This window comes from Vibrio limimangrovi (assembly GCF_054064025.1).
On record NZ_JBSUGF010000005.1, the window covers coordinates 77,774 to 98,198 of the forward strand.

At 45.5% G+C, this 20,425-nt stretch carries 16 protein-coding genes; 7 read left to right on the forward strand and 9 right to left on the reverse strand.

The annotated features are described in order from the left end of the window. Position 1 precedes the first annotated feature (1 nt). Both ACWYU8_RS04815 and ACWYU8_RS04820 read left to right on the forward strand, forming a co-directional pair. Complete coding sequence (locus ACWYU8_RS04815; protein ID WP_457517616.1) at positions 2-2,425, forward strand: formate C-acetyltransferase/glycerol dehydratase family glycyl radical enzyme; 2,424 nt, start codon at positions 2-4, stop codon at positions 2,423-2,425. Between the two features lie 77 nt (positions 2,426-2,502). Then, a complete protein-coding gene (locus tag ACWYU8_RS04820; protein WP_457517618.1) occupies positions 2,503-3,243 on the forward strand; it encodes a DeoR family transcriptional regulator in 741 nt (246 codons plus the stop codon). A gap of 4 nt (positions 3,244-3,247) precedes the next feature. Here the strand turns inward: ACWYU8_RS04820 and ACWYU8_RS04825 are convergent, their stop codons facing one another. The 5 genes from ACWYU8_RS04825 to pdhA form a co-directional block, all read right to left on the reverse strand. After that, positions 3,248-6,085 carry an AMP-binding protein gene (locus ACWYU8_RS04825; RefSeq protein WP_457517620.1) on the reverse strand — a complete coding sequence of 946 codons (2,838 nt, stop codon included), beginning with the start codon at positions 6,083-6,085 and terminating at the stop codon, positions 3,248-3,250. 99 nt (positions 6,086-6,184) lie between these two features. Continuing rightward, positions 6,185-7,846: an electron transfer flavoprotein-ubiquinone oxidoreductase gene (locus ACWYU8_RS04830; RefSeq protein WP_457517621.1), complete on the reverse strand. Its 1,662-nt coding sequence runs from the start codon at positions 7,844-7,846 to the stop codon at positions 6,185-6,187. A 244-nt stretch (positions 7,847-8,090) separates the two neighbouring features. Continuing rightward, the gene (locus ACWYU8_RS04835; RefSeq protein WP_457517623.1) at positions 8,091-9,254 is read right to left on the reverse strand and encodes a dihydrolipoamide acetyltransferase family protein; all 1,164 of its coding nucleotides are present in this window, start codon (positions 9,252-9,254) and stop codon (positions 8,091-8,093) included. Beyond that, complete coding sequence (locus ACWYU8_RS04840; RefSeq protein ID WP_457517625.1) at positions 9,251-10,234, reverse strand: alpha-ketoacid dehydrogenase subunit beta; 984 nt, start codon at positions 10,232-10,234, stop codon at positions 9,251-9,253. The genes ACWYU8_RS04835 and ACWYU8_RS04840 overlap by 4 nt, the downstream gene beginning before the upstream one ends. After that, on the reverse strand, positions 10,227-11,321 hold the full coding sequence (gene pdhA / locus ACWYU8_RS04845; RefSeq protein WP_457517627.1) for a pyruvate dehydrogenase (acetyl-transferring) E1 component subunit alpha: 1,095 nt from the start codon (positions 11,319-11,321) through the stop codon (positions 10,227-10,229). Before pdhA ends, ACWYU8_RS04840 begins: the two co-directional genes overlap by 8 nt. A gap of 655 nt (positions 11,322-11,976) precedes the next feature. On the opposite strand from pdhA, the gene ACWYU8_RS04850 reads away from it, so the two are divergent. The 3 genes from ACWYU8_RS04850 (at position 11,977) to yegD (ending at position 14,400) form a co-directional block, all read left to right on the forward strand. Next, positions 11,977-12,297 (forward strand): DOPA 4,5-dioxygenase family protein, encoded by a 321-nt coding sequence (locus tag ACWYU8_RS04850; RefSeq protein WP_457517628.1) that lies wholly within the window; start codon positions 11,977-11,979, stop codon positions 12,295-12,297. 51 nt (positions 12,298-12,348) lie between these two features. After that, positions 12,349-12,975 carry a hypothetical protein gene (locus tag ACWYU8_RS04855; RefSeq protein WP_457517629.1) on the forward strand — a complete coding sequence of 209 codons (627 nt, stop codon included), beginning with the start codon at positions 12,349-12,351 and terminating at the stop codon, positions 12,973-12,975. A gap of 72 nt (positions 12,976-13,047) precedes the next feature. Then, on the forward strand, positions 13,048-14,400 hold the full coding sequence (gene yegD / locus ACWYU8_RS04860) for a molecular chaperone (RefSeq protein ID WP_457517630.1): 1,353 nt from the start codon (positions 13,048-13,050) through the stop codon (positions 14,398-14,400). 71 nt (positions 14,401-14,471) lie between these two features. On the opposite strand, the gene ACWYU8_RS04865 is transcribed toward yegD, so the two are convergent. Together ACWYU8_RS04865 and ACWYU8_RS04870 are read right to left on the reverse strand one after the other, a co-directional pair. Continuing rightward, a complete protein-coding gene (locus ACWYU8_RS04865) occupies positions 14,472-14,945 on the reverse strand; it encodes a copper chaperone PCu(A)C (protein WP_457517632.1) in 474 nt (157 codons plus the stop codon). A 91-nt stretch (positions 14,946-15,036) separates the two neighbouring features. Beyond that, positions 15,037-15,498 carry a hypothetical protein gene (locus ACWYU8_RS04870; protein WP_457517634.1) on the reverse strand — a complete coding sequence of 154 codons (462 nt, stop codon included), beginning with the start codon at positions 15,496-15,498 and terminating at the stop codon, positions 15,037-15,039. Between the two features lie 378 nt (positions 15,499-15,876). On the opposite strand from ACWYU8_RS04870, the gene ACWYU8_RS04875 reads away from it, so the two are divergent. Continuing rightward, positions 15,877-16,932 (forward strand): Preprotein translocase subunit SecY, encoded by a 1,056-nt coding sequence (locus ACWYU8_RS04875; protein ID WP_457517636.1) that lies wholly within the window; start codon positions 15,877-15,879, stop codon positions 16,930-16,932. A gap of 96 nt (positions 16,933-17,028) precedes the next feature. On the opposite strand, the gene ACWYU8_RS04880 is transcribed toward ACWYU8_RS04875, so the two are convergent. Next, entirely contained in the window at positions 17,029-17,310 is a 282-nt protein-coding gene (locus ACWYU8_RS04880) for a hypothetical protein (RefSeq protein ID WP_457517637.1), read from the reverse strand. Between the two features lie 214 nt (positions 17,311-17,524). Here ACWYU8_RS04880 and ACWYU8_RS04885 point away from each other — a divergent pair, with 214 nt between their 5' ends. Continuing rightward, a complete protein-coding gene (locus tag ACWYU8_RS04885; protein ID WP_457517638.1) occupies positions 17,525-18,454 on the forward strand; it encodes an SRPBCC family protein in 930 nt (309 codons plus the stop codon). A 445-nt stretch (positions 18,455-18,899) separates the two neighbouring features. Here the strand turns inward: ACWYU8_RS04885 and ACWYU8_RS04890 are convergent, their stop codons facing one another. Next, entirely contained in the window at positions 18,900-20,153 is a 1,254-nt protein-coding gene (locus tag ACWYU8_RS04890; protein WP_457517640.1) for an aromatic amino acid transport family protein, read from the reverse strand. Between the last annotated feature and the right edge of the window lie 272 nt (positions 20,154-20,425).

Here is a 20,425-nt window from a genome sequence, read left to right on the forward strand (position 1 = left end):
CATGAACCTGAACACCCTTCCTGAGCGTATCAAAGCGCATAAATCGGCACTGGTAAACATCGTTACTCCACCAGTCTGTACCGAACGTGCAGAGGCGTACACTCGTGCATATCAGGCGAACGAAGACAAGCCTGTAATTGTTCAGCGTGCGTTGGCACTACAAGAGCATTTGCGTACCCGTACTATTTGGATAAAGCACGATGAGCTCATTATTGGCAACCAGGCAAGCAAAGTACGTGCAGCGCCGATTTTTCCTGAGTACACGGTACGCTGGATTGAAGCCGAAATTGATGATCTGGCAGACCGACCGGGAGCGGGCTTTGCCGTAACTGAAGAAGATAAAGAGAGCATTCATTCAATCACACCATATTGGCGAGGCAAAACAGTACAAGATCGCTGTTATGGTCTGTTTACTGATGAGCAGCAGGAGATCTTAGCCAGTACCATCATCAAAGCCGAAGGTAATATGACCTCTGGCGATGCACACTTAGCCGTCGATAACGAAAAAATTCTTAAGATCGGCATGAATGGCTTGCTGGACGAAGTTCGCCAGCATCGAGCCAACAATGATGTGTCTACCTTTGAGGGTCTGAAGAAAGAGCAGTTCTATAAATCGGTGGAAATCGTCTTAATCGCGATTCAGGACCATATAGTGAGTTACGCGGATCTTGCTCTTGAAATGGCACAGGAAGAAACGCGTCCAGAGCGTAAAGCTGAACTTGAGGCGATTGCTGATAACTGTCGTCATGTTGCTTTCCACGCACCGACTAACTTTTGGCAAGCGCTGCAGTTGAGCTACTTTGTTCAGTTGATGCTGCAAATTGAGTCCAACGGCCACTCGGTGTCATTTGGTCGAATGGACCAATTCCTCAATGAGTACTACGTGCGTGACATCGAAAATGGAGTGATGAACAAAGAGTTTGCGCTAGAACTGCTGCAAAGTTGCTGGTTGAAGTTGCTGGAAGTAAACAAAATCCGCTCTGGCGCGCACTCAAAAGCGTCGGCGGGATCTCCTCTGTACCAAAACGTCTGTATCGGTGGTCAAAAGCTAAATAAAAATGGCGAACCAGAAGATGCGGTGAATCCACTGTCGTGGGCGATTCTTGAGTCTTGCGGTCAGCTTCGTTCTACACAACCTAACTTAAGTGTGCGTTATCACGAAGGTTTGAACCAAGAATTCTTGATGGGCTGTATCGAAGTGATTAAATGCGGTTTTGGTATGCCAGCATTCAACAACGATGAAATTGTGATTCCTGAGTTCATTAAGTTAGGGGTAGAGAAAGAAGACGCTTACAACTACGCATCTATTGGCTGTATTGAAACCGCAGTCCCAGGCAAATGGGGCTACCGTTGTACAGGTATGAGTTTCATTAACTTTGCGCGCATCTTGCTTGCTGCACTAAACGAAGGTGTGGATGCGACAACAGGTAAAGCCTTCCTTCCACATGCTAAGTCTTTAGCGAAAGGTAATTTTACTCGCTTCGAAGAGATAACCGCGTCGTGGGCGGATCAGATCCGCTACTACACTCGAAAATCGATAGAGATTGATTGTGTTGTTGACAGCGTACTCGAACATCAAGCGCACGATGTTTTCTGTTCTGCACTGGTGGATGATTGTTTGGCTCGTGGTAAAACGGTCAAAGAGGGCGGTGCGAAATACGATTGGGTATCGGGCCTGCAAGTGGGTATCGCCAATTTAGGTAATAGCTTAGCGGCAATTAAACATTTGGTTTTTGAAGATGCACAGATCACCCAACCTGAGTTGGCAAAAGCATTGGCGGAAGATTTCGAAGGTATTGAGAACGAGCAACTTCGCCAACGTTTAATTAACTTCGCGCCGAAATACGGTAACGATGATGATTATGTCGATCTACTACTGGCCGATGCTTACCAAGTGTACATCGATGAGCTAGCGCAGTTTGTCAATACCCGCCATGGTCGTGGTCCTATCGGCGGTGGTTACTACGCGGGCACATCAAGTATCTCTGCGAACGTGCCATTTGGTGCTTCAACCATGGCGACGCCTGACGGCCGTAAAGCGAAAACACCACTGGCAGAAGGTGCGAGTCCGGCGTCTGGTTCAGACCGACTAGGGCCAACGGCAGTGTACAACTCAGTAGGTAAAATCCAGGCCAATAAAATCTTGGGTGGCGTGCTGCTTAATCAGAAGTTAAGCCCAGCAGCAGTCGCTTCGGAAGGAGATAAGCTAAAGCTTTCGATGTTGATTCGTACCTTCTTTAACCACCACAAAGGTTGGCATGTACAATACAACATTGTTTCCCGAGAAACCTTGCTGGCTGCTAAGAAGAACCCGGAACAGTATCGTGACCTTGTGGTTCGAGTAGCGGGTTACTCAGCCTTCTTTACCGCGTTGTCCCCAGATGCACAGGATGACATCATTGCACGCACAGAGCATGAGTTGTGATTAATCTTTCACTTTAGTTTCAAATGAAAGGAAGAGGCATTATAATTGTGCCTCTTTTCTTTTTTGAAGATGGACTTATGAATCCTAGACAAAATGAAATTCTACAACTCGTCAATGACCGGAAGCGAGTTCAGGTTACTGAGTTATCGGAAGCCATAGGTGTTTCCGGGGTGACGATACGACAAGATCTCAATTTTCTCGAAAAAGAGGGCTATCTAAAGCGCGTTCATGGGGCGGCGATGGCTTTGCAAAGTGATGATATCGATAACCGGTTGGAAGTGCGTTTCGATATCAAACAAGCGCTCGCGAATAAAGCGGCTGACTTAGTCGCGCCAAATGAAACGGTGTTAATTGAAGGTGGGAGTGCCAATGCGTTACTGGCAAGAACATTAGCCGAACGAGGCGATGTGACTATCATTACGCCGTCTGCCTATATTGCGCACCTGATACGTAACACTGCAGCAAACATCATTCTGCTCGGTGGTGTGTATCAACATCAAGGTGAAAGCTTAGTGGGTCCGCTGACGAAACTCTGTATTGAAAATATTCACTTTAGTACCGCTTTTCTTGGTATTGATGGGTTTCAACCGGATACAGGATTTACCAGCCGCGATATGATGCGTGCTGAGATTGCGGCAACCATTTTATCTAAGAATCGTCGAAACATTGTGCTGACTGACTCGAGTAAATTCGGACAGATCTTTCCTTCAACGATAGGGCGCATTGATCAGATTTCTGTTGTGCTTACCGACAGCTCGGCTCCGGAAGCAGATATTGATTTCCTAAAGAATAATGGGATAACCGTTTATTTTGGCTGAAGTCTCACTGTATCGAGTTATGCGACATATCAGGCTCACCGCAATGGCTAAGGATTTCTGCTCTTGATTGTTCCCGGAGTTCTAGCGCCGCATTCCAGTCATTGCCTTGAGGACTGAGCGGCTGACTAATGGTCACACTAATATCGCCACGGCGTGGGAACAGAGAATCACCTCTGAGTTTTGAGCGGGTGCCACACAGGGTTACAGGGATGATGGGTACCCCAGAATTTGCGGCGGTAATAAATGCGCCCATATGAAATGGATGCAGACCAGCCATTCTGTATAACGTCCCTTCAGGGAAAACAACCAGCGGCTGGCAATCATTGGCATCAACAGCAAGCTTTTTCGCGTCCACAACGCTTTTCTCTACGTCAAAACGTTCAACGAACTCTGTGCCGAGTTTAGTTAAGAAAATTCGGGTAAACGGGTTATTCAAAAGTTCACTTTTTGCTACAAAGCGACACGGTAAGCCTGTCACTGCCACAATCACCAGGCCATCGAGATAACTGCAGTGATTCGCGACTAAAATGGAGGGAGAGTTCTGTCTCGGTAGGTGTTCCTTTCCCTGCACAGTGCACTTTGTACCTGTCAGTTTGATTAACGCTTTCGCGCCCCACTGGGTAACTTTCCAGCGCATCACCTTGTTAGGAAGTATAGCGACAAGTGTCCAGACGATAGCAGATAGTAATCCCAGAACTAACCAAGCATAAGCGGCGTATCCTACATCTAATAGAGTGCGCGTGTATTTACGTAATTGTGGCATGATCCCCGCAGCGGCTAAACTCAAGGTTTGTTGCCATAACGCTCTATGTCGCTTTGAAAATGACCCTCTCTCATACAGCTCTTTACATGCACTACGACGAATTTTACCGCTGGAGGTTTTAGGAATGGCGTGAGGAGGCCCAATCACAATATCGTCTACTGGGTTGCCAAGTAAGCGCAGTGAAAGTTTGTTAATTTTCTTTTTGAGCTGTTTTATTTTTCCTTTATCGGTCTCTCGACTTTCCGCAAGGACAACTAATTTTTCAGTGCCTGAACGACAGTCGTGACAGCCAAATGCAGCGACACAACCTTTACGTATTCCATCAATGCTGCCTACCGCTTGTTCCAGTTCATGGGGGTAGATATTGCGTCCTGCTTTGATAATGATGTCTTTGCTGCGTCCGGTGATAAACAGTTCACCACCGAGTGTGAAGGCACGATCACCCGTCACCAGCCAGTCGTCATGATAGAGCGTTTTAGTTTGGTCTGGATTACGATAATAGCCTTGGGTTGCCGATGGACCCTGAAATTCAAGTGAACCTTCTTCGCCTTCTGGCAGTTCCTTACCAAGGTCATCAACAATACGAATTTGATGTTCGGGCAGCGGATATCCTAGACCTATAAAAGGGATCGCATCACTATCTTCTTCCTTTGCAAGTACAGCTCGTCCAAACTGACTTAATGTCTCTCTCTCGAAATATTCAACACGAGGTTCTCTGACTTTTATAGGAAAGGTCAGTCCTACAGAGGATTCAGCCAATCCATAAACCGGGGACATAGTTTCTGGCTTAAAACCATACTTGGCGTATTTTTCAGTGAAGTTCTTTATTGATTTCGGGCTTACTGGTTCAGCACCGTTCCACGACAGTCGCCAGCTGCTGAGATCCAATCCCTCCAGATCGCTTTCTTTCACCCTAGCAACGCAGAGTTCATACGCAAAATTCGGAGCAGGAGAGAGCGTTCCCCGATGTCGATGAATCGCCCACAGCCAACGTTGAGGTTTGGTTAAAAAGAGCAGCGGTGACATGATCACCAAAGGAATCGCATGGTAAAGACTTCCAAGCCATGCACCGATTAGCCCCATATCGTGATAGACAGGCAACCAACTGACAAACACATCGTCAGACTTTGCGTTGATGACTTTTCCCATTGCTCTGATATTGGCCAGTAAATTCGAATGAGTGAGTGTCACGCCCTTTGGTACGCCGGTACTGCCTGATGTGTATTGTAAAAAAGCGATGTCATCACTGTTTGCCACACCAACATCGGGAGCCGTTGATGCGTTCTCAAGATCGTGAGCGGTCACAACCGCATTGATGGAAGGAACTTGTAATTTGAGTAAGTGAGCTAGGGGTTTCGCTTCTGGAACGGTGATTAATAACTTCGCTTGCGCGTTATTTAAGATACTGGCATGGCGGTTTAAATGATCATCAATTAGTTGAATTCTCGCTGGTGGATAGATGGGTACGGGGATAGCTCTAGTATAGAGTATGCCGAAGAAACTGTAAAAGTAATCAGTGCTTGTTGGCAGCATGATCGCGACACAATCGCCGGGTTCTATGCCCGCTCTGATAAGTCCTGCGGAAACTTGCAGAGCCTGATCTTTCAGTTTCTGATAGCTAACCTCGACCACTTCATCTGCATTCTGATAGACATAAAGGTGTGGCCGATCAGGGTGAGTTTCCACGTGCCAGTCAAGTAGAGCCTGCAGCGTATTGACTTCTGTTGGCAGGTGATTGACTGAATCGAGTTTAATTTCACTCGTTGACATACCAAGCAGAGCGGCTTTATCTGCAGGAACCGCTTGTAAGACCGCGTGGACAATATCTTGGGGCGATGAGATGGTCGATAGTGCTTTTTCGGGAAGTGAAACGTCAAACCGGTTTTCGATACGGGTCAGTAGTTCGGCACGAGTGAGACTGTCAAAACACAGGTCACGATCAAGGTCGCTCTTTATGTTTACAGAAACGGATGAGAGGGCTTCAGGATCCATTTCAAGCGCTAAACCCCGAACAATCTCCAAAACAGTCCGTGTAACATTCTCAGAATCTTTACTTGTTCTGCCATTAATGTCAGACATGCTGAAGCTTCCTGATCAAAGAAAAGTTTCGACTCGATTTATTCAGTCATAAACGTTTACCGTGATTAAAGCTTAGACTACTAATGACATATTAAGACGTTACATATTTTGATAGTTCGGGCCACCACCGCCTTCAGGTGCTTTCCAGGTAATATTCTGCGATGGATCCTTAATATCGCAGGTTTTACAGTGCACGCAATTCGACGCATTAATCTGAAACTTTGTCTTTCCTGCCACCTCAATCACTTCATACACCCCCGCAGGACAATAGCGTTGGCTAGGCTCATCAAACAACTTCAGGTTGACCTCTATCGGAATATGAGGGAAGGCTAGTACAAGATGACATGGTTGATTTTCTTCATGTTGTGTACCTGACAGAAAAACTGAAGAAGGCTTATCGAAACTGATTTCACCATCTGGCTTAGGGTACTCAATTGGCTGACATTCACTAATCGGTTTGATCTGCTCATCATCATGTGAATTGTCATCAATTTTCCAAGGGAGCGGCTTGTGAAACAGTGGCCGCCAAACGTTATGCTCAAAGGTGGAAAGCGCACCACCAAACAGACTGCCAAACTTATGAAAATTGGGACCAAAATTACGTGTTTCCGTTAATTCCTCATACAGCCAGGATTCCTCAAACAGTGATTGATAATCTGGCTCTGATGAATAATGCGACAGCGCATGGGTGATCGCTTCGGCAGCCAATAGACCGGATTTCATTGCAGTGTGATTGCCTTTGATTTTCGCCACGTTTAGTGTGCCTGCATCGCAACCAATTAACAGACCACCGGGAAATTGCTGTTTGGGCAGAGAGTTCAATCCACCTTTTGCAATGGCTCTGGCACCGTACGCGACACGTTGTGCGCCTGTGAGCTGTTTTTTGATGGCAGGGTGATGTTTAAAACGCTGGAATTCGTCGAATGGACTCAAATATGGGTTGTCGTAGTTGAGATCAATGATTAACCCCACGGCAATCTGCTTATCTTCCATATGGTAAAGAAAGCCGCCCCCCGTCGTTTTTGTCTCGCTCAATGGCCAGCCTGCTGTGTGAATTACAGTTCCGGCCAGCTCGTCTGTACTGTCTTCCTTCTGCCAAATCTCTTTAATTCCCAACGCGTAATGCTGTGGCTGTTTTGCTGCATCTAAGTCGAATCTTTGAATTAGCTCTTTGCCTAAATGGCCACGGCACCCTTCGGAAAATACTGTGTATTTCGCTTTCAGCTCGATGCCTGCTTCAAAATTGGGTTTCGCTTGCCCGTTTTTATCCAGACCCATATCGCCGGTGTTGATGCCAGTGACAGCACCGGATTGATCAAAATTGATACTGGCCGCTGCAAAGCCAGGAAAAATTTCTACGCCAAGTTCTTCTGCTTGCTTAGCCAGCCAGCGGCATAGGTTTGCAAGGCTAATGACGTAGTTGCTTTCATCGTTGTGCATTGGTTTCGGAGTAAGGGCATGGGGAATTTGAACATGATTGAGTGGTGTTGTCAGATAGAGAAATGCATCGCTCTGAACACACGCGGATATTGGTGCGTCCATCGTTTTCCAGTCAGGAAAAAGCTCATCCAAAGCTCGGGTTTCAAATACGGCACCAGAAAGAATATGAGAGCCGACTTCGGAGCCTTTTTCAACCACGCAAATAGACAGAGGGTCGTGTTGGCGTTGCTGATTGAGTTGAGCTAACCGACAAGCGGTGCTTAAACCTGCTGGGCCAGCACCTACGATCACGACGTCAAACTCCATGCGTTCTCTTTCCATGTGTCTGTTTCCTTTCTATCAAGTTCATCTATGTTACTGTCATATAAAGAACTATAGCTCAGTTAACGTAAACGTGAGCCAAAGGCAAAAGATATTCAGGCTGGATAACGGTGGTTGTAGTAATTTTGGGTTACATTGTCACTTTTCTATAGGGGCTTTACAATCGATATCCCTTATATCAGGGCTTATTGGGCGTACAAATAAAAAGGCTCCCATACTGGAAGCCTCTGAACTTGGTTAAAAGTTATTTAGTACTTGCTCTCTGTAGATGCTCAGCCAGCGCTTTGGTAAACCTTGCAGCTTCGCCTCCGGTACACGCTCGGTGATCGAAAGTAATTGATAGAGGCATCACTTTGACCGCGACTGCTTTTCCGTTTCGTATCACCACTCGTTCTATAATGCGACCAGCACCGACAATGGCGACTTGAGGAGGAGAAACAACGGGCGTTGCAAATATACCGCCGATTGCGCCGAAGTTAGACAGTGTAATGGTTGCGTGCTGTAAATCTTCTCGATTGACCTTCCTTTCGCGAATACCTTCCACGGTTTGATCTAGCCATCGACGAACATCATTGGGTTCATACTCGTCGGCGTGACGCAGAACCGGAACATACAAACCATGACGACTATCGACCGCGACACCGAGGTTAACCGTAGTATGAACACAACGCGTCATGGTTTCAGCATCAAACCACGCATTTAATGCAGGCTCTTCCTGGCAAGCATGGACGATGGCCTGAACCAAACGAATACTGATGTCTTCCGTTGGTCCCCAGGTTTCAAGCAATGCTTCTTCGGTGATGGTCACCGCAGCAACGTTGTGGTGAGACTCCGCCATGGCAGAAACCATAGTGCGACGTGCCCCTTTAAGTACCTCAGTCCCCGGACGTTGCTTACCTGCCTCATCATAGATGTCGGAATCGATGATCAAACCCTTTGGCCCGCTACCAGCTAAGGCATTTAAATCCACACCGAGTTTCTTCGCGAGCAAGCGAGCAGAAGGGAGAGCAGTGATCAGGTTGTTGTTCAATGTACCGTCGGTGCTTCCAACCCAAAAGTCGTCAACGTTTACGTTTTGTGCTTTTTGCGACACGTTACCTACAACCGTTGCAGCGTCTGCAGTCTGTCTTTGCTCAACCTTTTTCTTCTCAGAGGATGGCTGATGTTCCGCGCCGCTCTCGTCGATTTCCAGAAGTAGGGCACCAATGTTGACGATGTCACCTTCTTCACCATGGCGACTGACGACTCTGCCAGCGTAAGGTGCAGGAACGTCTACGGTCGCTTTCGCTGTCTCGACGGTCAGGATGACTTGATCCACCTCGACCGTGTCGCCCACATTTATGTGCCATTTTACAATTTCTGACTCAGCGAGACCTTCGCCGAGGTCGGGTAAGTTAAACGTCTTCATTTCCAATCCTCCACGAGTTCGCGTGCTGCGTTCACAATATCTTCTTCCTGAACTAAGAAATAATCTTCGTTACGATAGTAAGGCATGATGGTATCCATTCCGGTTACTCGTTTAGGTGGCGCTTTCAATAAACACATCGCGTGTTCAGCGGTACGTGCTAAAAGCTCAGAACCGACACCGCATGTTTTACTCGCTTCGTGAACGACAAGCAGGCGTCCGGTTTTTTCCAGTGAACGGAAGATGGTAGTGGTATCTATTGGTTTGATACTGGCGAGATCAAGAACTTCTACTTCAATGCCCTGTTTTGACAATGTCTGAGCCGCTTGTAAGGACTCGACGACACAAGCCCCCCAGGTAACCAATGTGATGTCGCGGCCTTTACGTAGAGTAAAACAAGTATCCAGAGGTAAGGCTTCACCGTTATCGATCACTTCAGATTTCACAGTGCGGTAGATTCTTTTTGGCTCAAAGAACATGACTGGATCATTACTGCGAATCGCGGCCAGAAGCAGTCCATATGCACGTTGAGGCGACGAAGGGACAACGACTTTGAGCCCCGGCGTATGCGCGAAAAGGGCTTCCACACTTTCTGAGTGATGCTCTGGCGCGTGAATACCACCACCGAATGGCGCACGAAATACGGCCGGGCAGCTAAGACGGCCGCGAGTGCGGTTTCTCATTCGCGCTGCATGGCACATTAAATGTTCCATTGCTGGGAAGACGAAGCCTTGGAACTGGAATTCTGCAACCGGACGTAACCCCTGAGTTGCCATTCCAACAGCTACACCACCAATTAGGGCTTCTGCCAATGGTGTATCAATGACCCGCTTCAATCCATATTTCTGTTTAAGCCCTACTGTGGCGCGGAATACACCGCCGTTTTCGCCAACGTCCTCGCCAAGAATGACAACATTTGGGTCGTGTTCCATTTCGTGATGCAGTGCGAGGTTTACTGCTTCAACTAACGTGAGTTCAGCCATGTTTGCCTCCCTGCATTCGCATTGCCTTGTTGATGAGTTCATCTCTTTGTGAATGCAATTCATGAGGAAGAGACTCATAAAGATAATCAAAGCCAGACTCCGGAGCCTGATCTGGCATGTTCAAGTAACGTTTTACGGCTAACTCGACTTGTTCCTTGCATTCAGCAAGTAACTGTTGTTCTTGCTCATCACTCCAGGCACCTTGGTTGATCAAGAAGGCTTTAAGTCGGCTAACAGGTTCAAACTGCCATGCGGTCTGAACCTCGTCTGCATTACGGTAACGTGTCGCATCATCAGCCGTCGTGTGGTCACTCAGACGGTAACTGACGGCTTCTATCAGTGTCGCACCTTTACCTTTTCTCGCTCTTTCAAGCGCTTTCATGGTGACGTCAAAAACAGCTACAACGTCATTGCCATCGACGGTAATACCCGGAATACCAGCGCCTTTTGCTTTTTCAGATAAAAACTCAGCGGCACATTGCAGGCTACGAGGGACAGAAATCGCCCACTGGTTGTTGTTAACAACAAATACGAGAGGGATATTCCACGCACCTGCGCAGTTAATGGATTCCAGGAAGTCTCCTTTAGAGGTACCACCGTCGCCACACATGACCAAAGCTGCTTCGTGGTTGCCTTGGATCTTCAGTGCGGCAGCAACACCCACCGCGTGGGTACATTGAGTCGCTATAGGTACACAAAATGGCAGGTCTCGACTTGGAATAGGGCTCCCTTCTGGTGCGAAATCGCTACCGCGCTCATCACCCCCCCAGTATTGAAGATTCTTTTCCATACCAATGCCACGACACCACATAGCAGGCATGTCGCGGTAATAAGGTACGAATACATCGTCGGCTTTAAGTGCGCGGCCGACTGCGATCCCAATAGCTTCAGAGCCAAGATGAGAAGGATAGGTTCCTAATTTACCTGTGCGTTGCAGAGCAACGGCTTTGTTATCATAGGTACGAGTTAATACCATGTCTCGGTAAAACCCGACCAATGTTTCTATGTCAGCCCAGTTGGGTAGTTGGCCGACTAGGTTCCCATGATGGTCGATAAACCGGTGCATGGGTAATGCCTGAACGTTCATCTCAAGCTCCTTTTGACGCCGCGGGTCTTTTGGACTGCAGCTGTTCATTATCAAACCAAAGTTTGTATGGGTACTCAAACTTTGGCATCAGCGTAAAAGGTTATGCCTCAGGTTGCGTTTGTTAATGACCGTTATCATCCTTTCAGTCATTTATTCCTTTAACAACGCTGTGTTTAGTTGAAACACAAAGCGCTAGAGATACTGCTACTGAGCGCCTAACCTTTTGATTCAATCTTGGTATAACCAGACATAGTAAGTGTAAACAAAATGTTAAATTATGCTTTAATTTGACTTTTATCCAACAGTAAAGTTTTGCGTACACTGAGGTTTTATAGAGTTATATGCTGGTTTTTTGAGGTCGGAATTTTGATTTCTGAAGGGAATCACTAAATATTGGTGACTATTTGTAACAAAATTAGGCTGTAAAATTTAACAAACTGGACCATTATTACTGAAACCTAATCGTTGAGGATACAGGGAACAGGTAATGTCTTCCCTCTGGAGAGGAATCGAGGTAGTGTTGCGGCTCAGTAAATTAGTTTTATTCCAACAACTTGCGTTAGCAAAAGAATGGATTGTTTAGATTGTTATGCTCAAGAATCTTACGGTAACAGGGAGTTTTTTGGGTGTAGACAGAGTGCATTATGGAGAAGTTATGTATCGCGCCCACGTTTATTTCCCGTTGCGACAGCAAGATAAAGCTCAAGCGTTAAACGAGATCATCCGTCAGGAACGTCAGGATGTTCTGCGTGTTTGTCCTTTAGTCGGTCAGTTGCAAGGTCCTCACAAAATGCCGATGTTTGAGATACATCTTGAATCGCTTAGCGAAGAATTTATCGCTTGGCTAGATATCATTCGCGGTGATTTTTCAGTGCTTATTCGTCCGGTGAGTGAACAAGAGCGGCTTGATTATACGCAGCATGCTATCTGGCTTGGGCGAGAACTTGGCGTTTTTGAAGACAAATTGGGGAAGTAGTGTCTGTTTAGCCGATGACTTAGCTTATTGGTAACTAAGCGGAGGAAGGGTATGTTGACAATACTCCTGATCGTACTTTCACTGTATATTTTTTGGTTACTCTTTCGTAATGGCCCCGCGTTCGAAGAACCAGCGCGGGACAAAATGCGTCATTGGGTTGGCCCGACAGACGATCAGGCAGAGTGGCAAGATTACCGTTTTAAGGTCTTTCAGCCGTTCAGTTCCCAGACCTCTTTTTATGCTATTGCATACTTCGCTAATTTCGTTTCGGCCGCGAATGCGATTTCATGGTCAACGGTTTACGAAGGTGAATATCACTTCATTATTAGCCGGTTTGGCAGCTACTTTGAAATCAATACCTATGATGCCATGCTGCTGGCTGGCTTCGTAGCCTTAGCATTCTTTGTGATTAATTGGCAACTAGCGATGCACTGTGCAGGTATTCTTAGCCAGTATCTGGTTCGTATTTTAATCATTAATCGAGCACGATTTGCCGCTATCAGTTTAGTGTTCTGTAGTTACTTTGCGCATTTACTCACGGTCGGTATTTTCTGGTTGTTCCATGATAGTTATTCCATCTGGCAAGGGCTAAAACTCACGCCGGTTTTTGTGATTTTGGCTTTGCTGGTCGTTTTCGCGCTACCGTCGAGGAAAAAGGAGACCGAAGGAAAAGAATAAAGCCCAGTACAGTAGCAATTCATACATTGTTGAGTTAGCATTGCCGACCTTTTTTCGTCAGTGGGAGGATCCATGTATATCGGCTTTGACTATGGCACTGCAAACTGTTCAGTGGCAAAAATGGAATCAGGTGAGCCAGTCTTGCTCAAGCTTGAAGAGAGTAACCCTTACATTCCCTCCACACTTGCGGCTCCGACGCGTGAGTCGGTGTCTGAGCATCTATTTCGTCATCGGGATATCAAACCGTCAGATCAGGTGGGCGAACAAGTTCTTCGCCGCGCGATTAATTTAAACCGCGAAGAGAGTATCGAACTGGAGCCTGAAGACATCGATTTCGGTCAGGCTGCGCTTAATCGTTATTTAGAAGATCCTTGCGATATATATTATGTGAAATCACCGAAGTCATTTTTGGGAGCATCTGGCTTGCGTGATGTCCAAATCGCTTTCTTTGAGGATTTGGTCTGCGCCATGATGGATAACATCAAGTCACAGGCAGAAAATGATGCACAGCAGACGATTACCGATGCAGTGATAGGTCGCCCAATTAACTTCCATGGCCGCGGAGGCGATAAAGCCAATATTCAGGCGGAAGGTATCCTTTTGAAAGCGGCCAAGCGGGCTGGTTTCAAAAATGTCGAGTTCCAGTTTGAACCTGTGGCTGCTGGCTTAGAATATGAAGCGACACTGACGGAAGACAAAACGATTCTGGTGGTCGATATCGGTGGTGGTACAACGGACTGTTCATTGATTCAGATGGGACCATCCTGGGCCGGTAAAGCGGACAGAACGGCGAGTTTGCTTGCACACAGTGGTCAGCGTATTGGCGGAAATGATTTGGATATTGCTCTGGCCTTTAAACAACTGATGTTTCCGTTTGGCATGGAAAGCAAAATGGATTCGGGTATTGTTATGCCAACAACGCAGTTCTGGAATCCCATTGCGATTAATAATGTAGAAGCTCAAAGTGACTTCTATTCTCGTGAAAACCTGGCAGCATTAAAACTGCTGTATAAACAGGCGCAAGAACCAAACAAGCTTGCACGCCTGCTTGAGGTTTATCATGAGTCGTTGGGGTACAACATCGTTCGACGCGCTGAAGAGGCGAAAGTCGCGCTCTCGGATCAAGCTTCGTACCGAGCTGGTATTAACTTACTTTCGGAATTAATCGAAGTGGATGTCCAGCGTAACGATATGATAGAAGCTATTCAGTCGCCGAAAAATAAGATGACGGCGTTAGTCACCGAAGCGGTAGAGCAGGCGGGTGTGAAACCAGACGCGATCTTTATGACGGGCGGCTCGGCTCGCTCACCAATTCTGCGCGATGCGGTACAGAAAGTGCTGCCGAATATTCCTGTGGTCAGTGGTAACTATTTTGGCTCCGTTACCGCAGGGTTAGCTCGTTGGGCTGAGGTGTGTTTTAAGTAATCCATAACACTAGTTAAAAAAATAGCCCGGCAAAATGGTCGGGCTATCTTTATCATCAATCAACCGAGCGATTAATGGCTCATGTGTTTTTCCATGTGATCTTTGCTTTCTACCGCCATTTCTACGTCCACTTTACCTGCGTGTTTAAACGTAAGTGTCACTGGGAAACGATCACCTTTTTTCGGGGTCTGTGTCGGGTTAAACATCATCAAGTGAAAGCTTCCCGGCTCCAGTGCCACAGTTCCGTTTGCTGGGACAGTAATTTCATCAACCTTAACCATCTTCATCACACCGTCTTCCATAATGTGATTGTGCAGTTCAATGCGTCCTGCAACCGGGCTTTCTGCTGCAATCAATGCGTCTTCTATATCACTGTTGTTTTTAAGCTGTAAGAAGCCGCCAATAACAGGTGCATTCGGTGGCGCTTCACGGCTCCATGGGTGCGCTATGTGGATCTTGCCAGCCTCATATTCGTGAGCAAGGCTCATTGGGCTCGCAATTAAAGCAACTAATGTGATAGCAAGGGTTTTGAACTGTTTAAGCATACGTGTTTTCCTTTTGAAAATATTGGGTTCCCCATATCCAGGATTGGCTCGGGGTTATTGTTATTTTTAAACCTGATTGTTCAATATGAACTCAGGCAGGAAAGGTACACGGAGGTGATTGCTTTGGTGCGACATACTTGTAAACCAGCTTACCGGATTGAGTAAACTGATACAAAACCAGCGATTGTTTGAACCGTCGTAACCAATGTATCTTACCCAGATAGAAGCCAATAGCTATCAGCAGGAAGAACTGCACTGATTGGAGCAGAGGACACTCAAACTGGAAACCATCATGTAAATGAAGGCTTTTAATAAACTCTGAAGAAGTTTCTTGGTTGGCGGCAATCAATGTATTCACGTTGACCCACCTAAAACCGTCGGCGGTACACAGCAACACTTGTTCGTTCTGAATTTCATTGAGCCAGTTTTTGCTGTGGACTTGAGTTGGGTTAATTACCGCAGAGGACGCAAGATACAGCTGAAACAACACCGCGAGAATAATCGCCAGAGCTGTTGTTCGTTGAATTCGATGCTGTTGATGAATGGTTTCCATGCGGTTTGAGGGCTGGTTGACGACGGGGCAGAATACTAACAAATAACCTTGTATATGTAACGGTTAGATTTATATAAAGTGATACAAGTGTAGTTGGTTTGTATTATTTTTCAGCGTTACATTTGAGAGTAAGCCCAATGATCGACCAAAGCTAGTGCTCCATTCGTTGTAGGCTTTGGTTTCAGGAAAAAGCGCTGATGAATTTGCGTGCTAGATTTGCAGGATATTAATTCAAACTGAACATCTCTTCCGCACTTGTTTTCCATTAACGGAATTATGACAGTAATTTAATAAAGGATACGGTATTCTCTTACGCCTTTATATGCCTGAGCGTCTCCTTATTTGAACGTAGGGGGCGCATTCTAAAGAAATTCTGCAATGAAATACGAACAACAGATCGAATTTCGATACCCTAAAGGCCGCTTTGCCATGGTGAGTGTTTATGCATTCACTGGCGCGGCTATTTTAGCGTCGACCATTTTTTCACTCTTGCTTTTTTTATCGATTGACGAAGACCCAATGATGCAGACCTTGTTTGGTGGTCTGGCAATCATTTTTGAAGCGGGGAAATTCTATGCGTGGTATGAGTACGGTGAGCGCCGTGCCCACAAAAACTATATGGGTGCAATTACCGCGTTAGTGTTTTATTCCGTGCTTGCTGCGATCTCTATCGGTGGTAGTGTTGGTGGCATAAACAGTGCGACTAACAGTGCCCAAAGCCATATCTCAGTTGAGCAAGCGAAAGTAGAGGCGTTCAATCGTCAGATCGCATCCATCGATCAGCAAATTGAACTCAATAATATTGCTGCTCAGAAATACATCGAGATGGAGCGTATCGCCACAGGGGTAACCCGTATCCAAGAGCAGAATAATACGCTACGTGAAGAGCAACAACGTTTGGCGATGGAACGTGACAGTCTACCTCCAGTCACTCAGGGTTCAGTGATAGGATTGATTGATAGCTTAGCGAATGCATTCGGGACGACTTCTCAGCAGGCTCAGCTTGGATTAGTGGTGTTTTTATCGATTTTACTTGATTTCTTTGCTGCCTTTTTTGTTGGCTTGATTGGTGAAGAGCAACGTTTCCGCTATTTCCATCGTCGTTACGACGGGGTTAGGTTAGAACGAATTCGCGATATAGAACCAGAACCTGCGGGTTATCTTCCACACATTTCAGAAGAGCCAGAGCAAGTGGTGCAAGCGCAGCAAGTTGAAGAGGCTAAAGAGCCCGAAGAACCTAAACCTCTTATGGTACAAGTGAGTGATGCCCTGAGTACGCGTCAGGTAACCTGTACTAAAAAAGCGGTAGCGAAGCAGTTTAGATTGTCAGCCGAAGAGGTTGATAAGGTATTTGAAACGCTTGCTGAGGAAGGATTGGTTGGGAAGAAAGCAAACCACCATTACCACTGGATCGGTGAAAAAGAAGCGGCTTAACATTAAATGTTTTGAGTAATCTCGTATATTAAAGAGCGTCGGTTGACGCTCTTTTGCCATCTATAGACTTGGAATTTCTGGTGAGTGTTCGACAGGTTAATTACTCAATTTTTTAGTGACATCTTTCACCGTTTTCTTTTCTTTATCCGGAGTGACAGCATCTACGGCTTTACCTGCTATCCCGTCGTCCGGAATCTTATCAGCAGCGGTATCTTTTAGTGCTTCTTTAGGTGTACAGCGTCCGCCAACACCAACCACTGCTTTGGTTGCAGCGGCTTTGGCGGCTTTTTCTGCATCACAATCTGGATCCAAGACCCCAGCAAAAGCTGCTGTTGAGCCAAAAAGAAGTAGAAGTAGAGCTAAGTTACGTTTTTTCATTGCTGTTCCCCGATGGGCTGAAAATATAGATAAAGTGTAATTGAGTTATGGGAATTTGTTAGGCAATAACGTTGTTTTGCTATTCAGCTTAGTGGCGTGCCAGTGATAGAGCGTGATTCTAAAAACAAAGTTGTTCCTAACCTCCAGTGAAACAAGAAAAAATAGGAATTTGCAGTAGACTGAATATAGCGAAAGGGAAATTCAAGGAGAGAATATGCTTGCTTATATGGTCAGCCGAAGTATTGAAATCGAAAAGTCTCAAAAGGAGATCATCGACTATCTTAAGGATTTTAAAAACTGGCCAGTCTGGTCACCGTGGGTCATTCTCGAGCCGGGTTGTGAACTCGATTATCTCGGAGAACAAGGGCATGTCGGAGCGGCTTATGAATGGGACGGTAAACGCATAGGTGCGGGCTCTGTTGTATTAGAAAGTACTCAAGAACATCGATTGGATATGGAGCTCCATTTTTTTCGCCCGATGAAAAGCAACGGTAAAGTGACGTTTATAGTGACTCCGTCACAAAATGGCTGTTTGGTCGAGTGGCAAATGCATTCATCTGTGCCTTGGTATCAGTTTTTTGCTAAGAGCGTATCTAAGTCGAACATCGAGATGGACTTTGAACGTGGGTTAAAAATGCTCAAAAGACAATTAGAAACAGGGCAAGTTCTGTCAGAGCTAGTGGAGATATCTAATCGCAAGCAACCAACTATCCATTATGTCGGTATCAGAGGCTCTGGCATTATTCCCCAACTGGGCTCTATCTTGAACGAACATATGGAGCGATTGAGAGAGTTAGCCGCTAGTGAAAACTTGCCCGTGAACGGCGAACTGTTTTGTTACTATCAGTCAATCGATGTGAATACAGGTCAGTTCGAATTTATCACTTGTCTGCCATTAGAGAGGGAGGTTATTGCACCAGAAGGGTTTGTTGCAGGCACTATTGGTGAATGTGATACGTTTGTGGTCGAACATCGAGGAGAGTACCAACTGCTGGGAAACGCTTGGGCACTGGCAATGAACTTAACCCGGTATAGTGGCATTAAGGTGAAGACTTCACCGCTTGGAATTGAGCGCTATTTAAATAGCTCAGAACAGACGGAGCAGGCAGAACTTCGTACTGAGGTCATTCTTTTCCAAAAGTAACTTAAGTCCGTCCGAGTTGCTGTATGACTAGTCGTTAATGAGTATGTTCAAAAATACTATTTATTCTTTCAATAACAATTAAGTGTGATGCGTGTCACTTTAATCGATTCAATATTTAAATGTACAACTAATTGTCATAAATATTTAATCTTACTATGTATTGCCAAGAAACTTTATATTGGACATAGTGTTATTAAGCCGAAAAAAGCGGCTTTAGACAGGGAATAGGAGATTACATATGCATAATGAAATGATTCAACCTTCGCACTTCGGCATCATTAGTCGTACTTGTATCGCATCATTGCTAATGATGGCGGGTGTTTTCACTCTTCTTTAACAGAGTTGTAGAGCATCAGTCTCTACATTGAAAACGAGGCAATATTCAGGGAATTACCTTAAGTTTATATAAGGTATTCCCCTGAAAGTAACGCAAATTCAAAGCATATTAGCTTAACAGGCTAAAAACCAAAGCACTCACTGCAACAACACCCGTCATTAGTACAAAGTAAGTGGATAGTTTTCCACGATATTGCTTCAGAGCTTCTATTTTGTATACCGCAATCATCGGCATGATAAACAAGATAAGAGCGATTACTGGCCCCGAAAGTGCTTCCATCATACCTAGAATGCTTGGGTTCAGAATGGCCGCAATCCAGATCGACAAAAACAGCACGACAACGGTTATCATATCAACACGTCGTTGAGACAAGTTTGAGTTCTTAGTCAGCAAACCATTCAGACTTTCTCTTGCGCCCAGAAAGTGGCCTAGGAAAGATGAAGTAATTGCCACAAATGCGACTAAAGGCCCCAAAGTGGCAATGAATGGGTTATCTGTAGCATTCGCTAAATAGGTCAAGACAGATACGTTTTGCGCTTTAGCTTCGGCTAGTTGCTGTGGCGAAAGTGCCAAAACACATGAGAAGACAAACAGCAGGACAAACGCAATCAGCATAATACTTGTGCGATGCAGAATGCGCTCAGCTTTGACATCTGCATCCTCCCCGTAATGACGACGCTGTACGTTAGCAAAACTGGAAATGGCTGCAGCGTGACTAAAAGAAAAAATGACAACAGGTATTGCGAACCACATGGTGTTCGCAAAAGATGCGGCTTCAGGCGCGTTTAACACTGGTACAGTCCAGTTCGGTATCAAATAAAACGATAGCACAGCAAGGATAGCGACCAATGGGTAAACCATAAGGGCAAATGCACGCAGCATCACTTTCTCTCCGGCCATCATAATGGCAATCAAGCCAAAAACCAGCACGCCTGATAATAGTGGTCGAAGTAGTGGTTCCAGTCCTGCCTGATTGATCATAAAGCTATCAACCGTGTTAGTAATACCCACACCGTAGATCAAAAGGATTGGGAAAATGGAAAGAAAATAAAGTAATGAAATTGAACGTCCAGCTTTCGGACCAAAATGCTCTTCTACCACATCCGTAAAATCGGCATTTTTAATTTTTGAAGAAAGGACAAATCTTGCTAAGCCTCGGTGTGCCAGATATGTCATCGGAAAAGCGAGGATAGCCATTGTCACTAAAGGCCAAAAACCACCAATACCGAGATTAATTGGCAGGAATAAAATGCCAGCACCAACAGCAGTGCCAAATAAACTCAGTACCCAATGCGTATCATGTTTTGACCAGGTCGCTGTGCTTAACTCGCTAGAACTTAAGGGTTTTTGAGACTCTTTCACTTAAGAATTGCCTTTGTATAATAAATAATTTTGCAGATGGTACATTTATTAGTGATTTTGATCACATGAGTAAGGTGGTGATTCATACTGACTAAAAGGCAATATCGTAACGTATCAAACCATGAATATTTTAAAAAACTAGTTAATTACATCTGAATAATGTTTTATATTTGAAACTATTATCTTATTTATAGCGTTAAAATGGTTTTTGATTTTTGTGATTAAACTTTAAACAAAGTAGAATTTGCTACACCCCTAACTTATATCCGGGA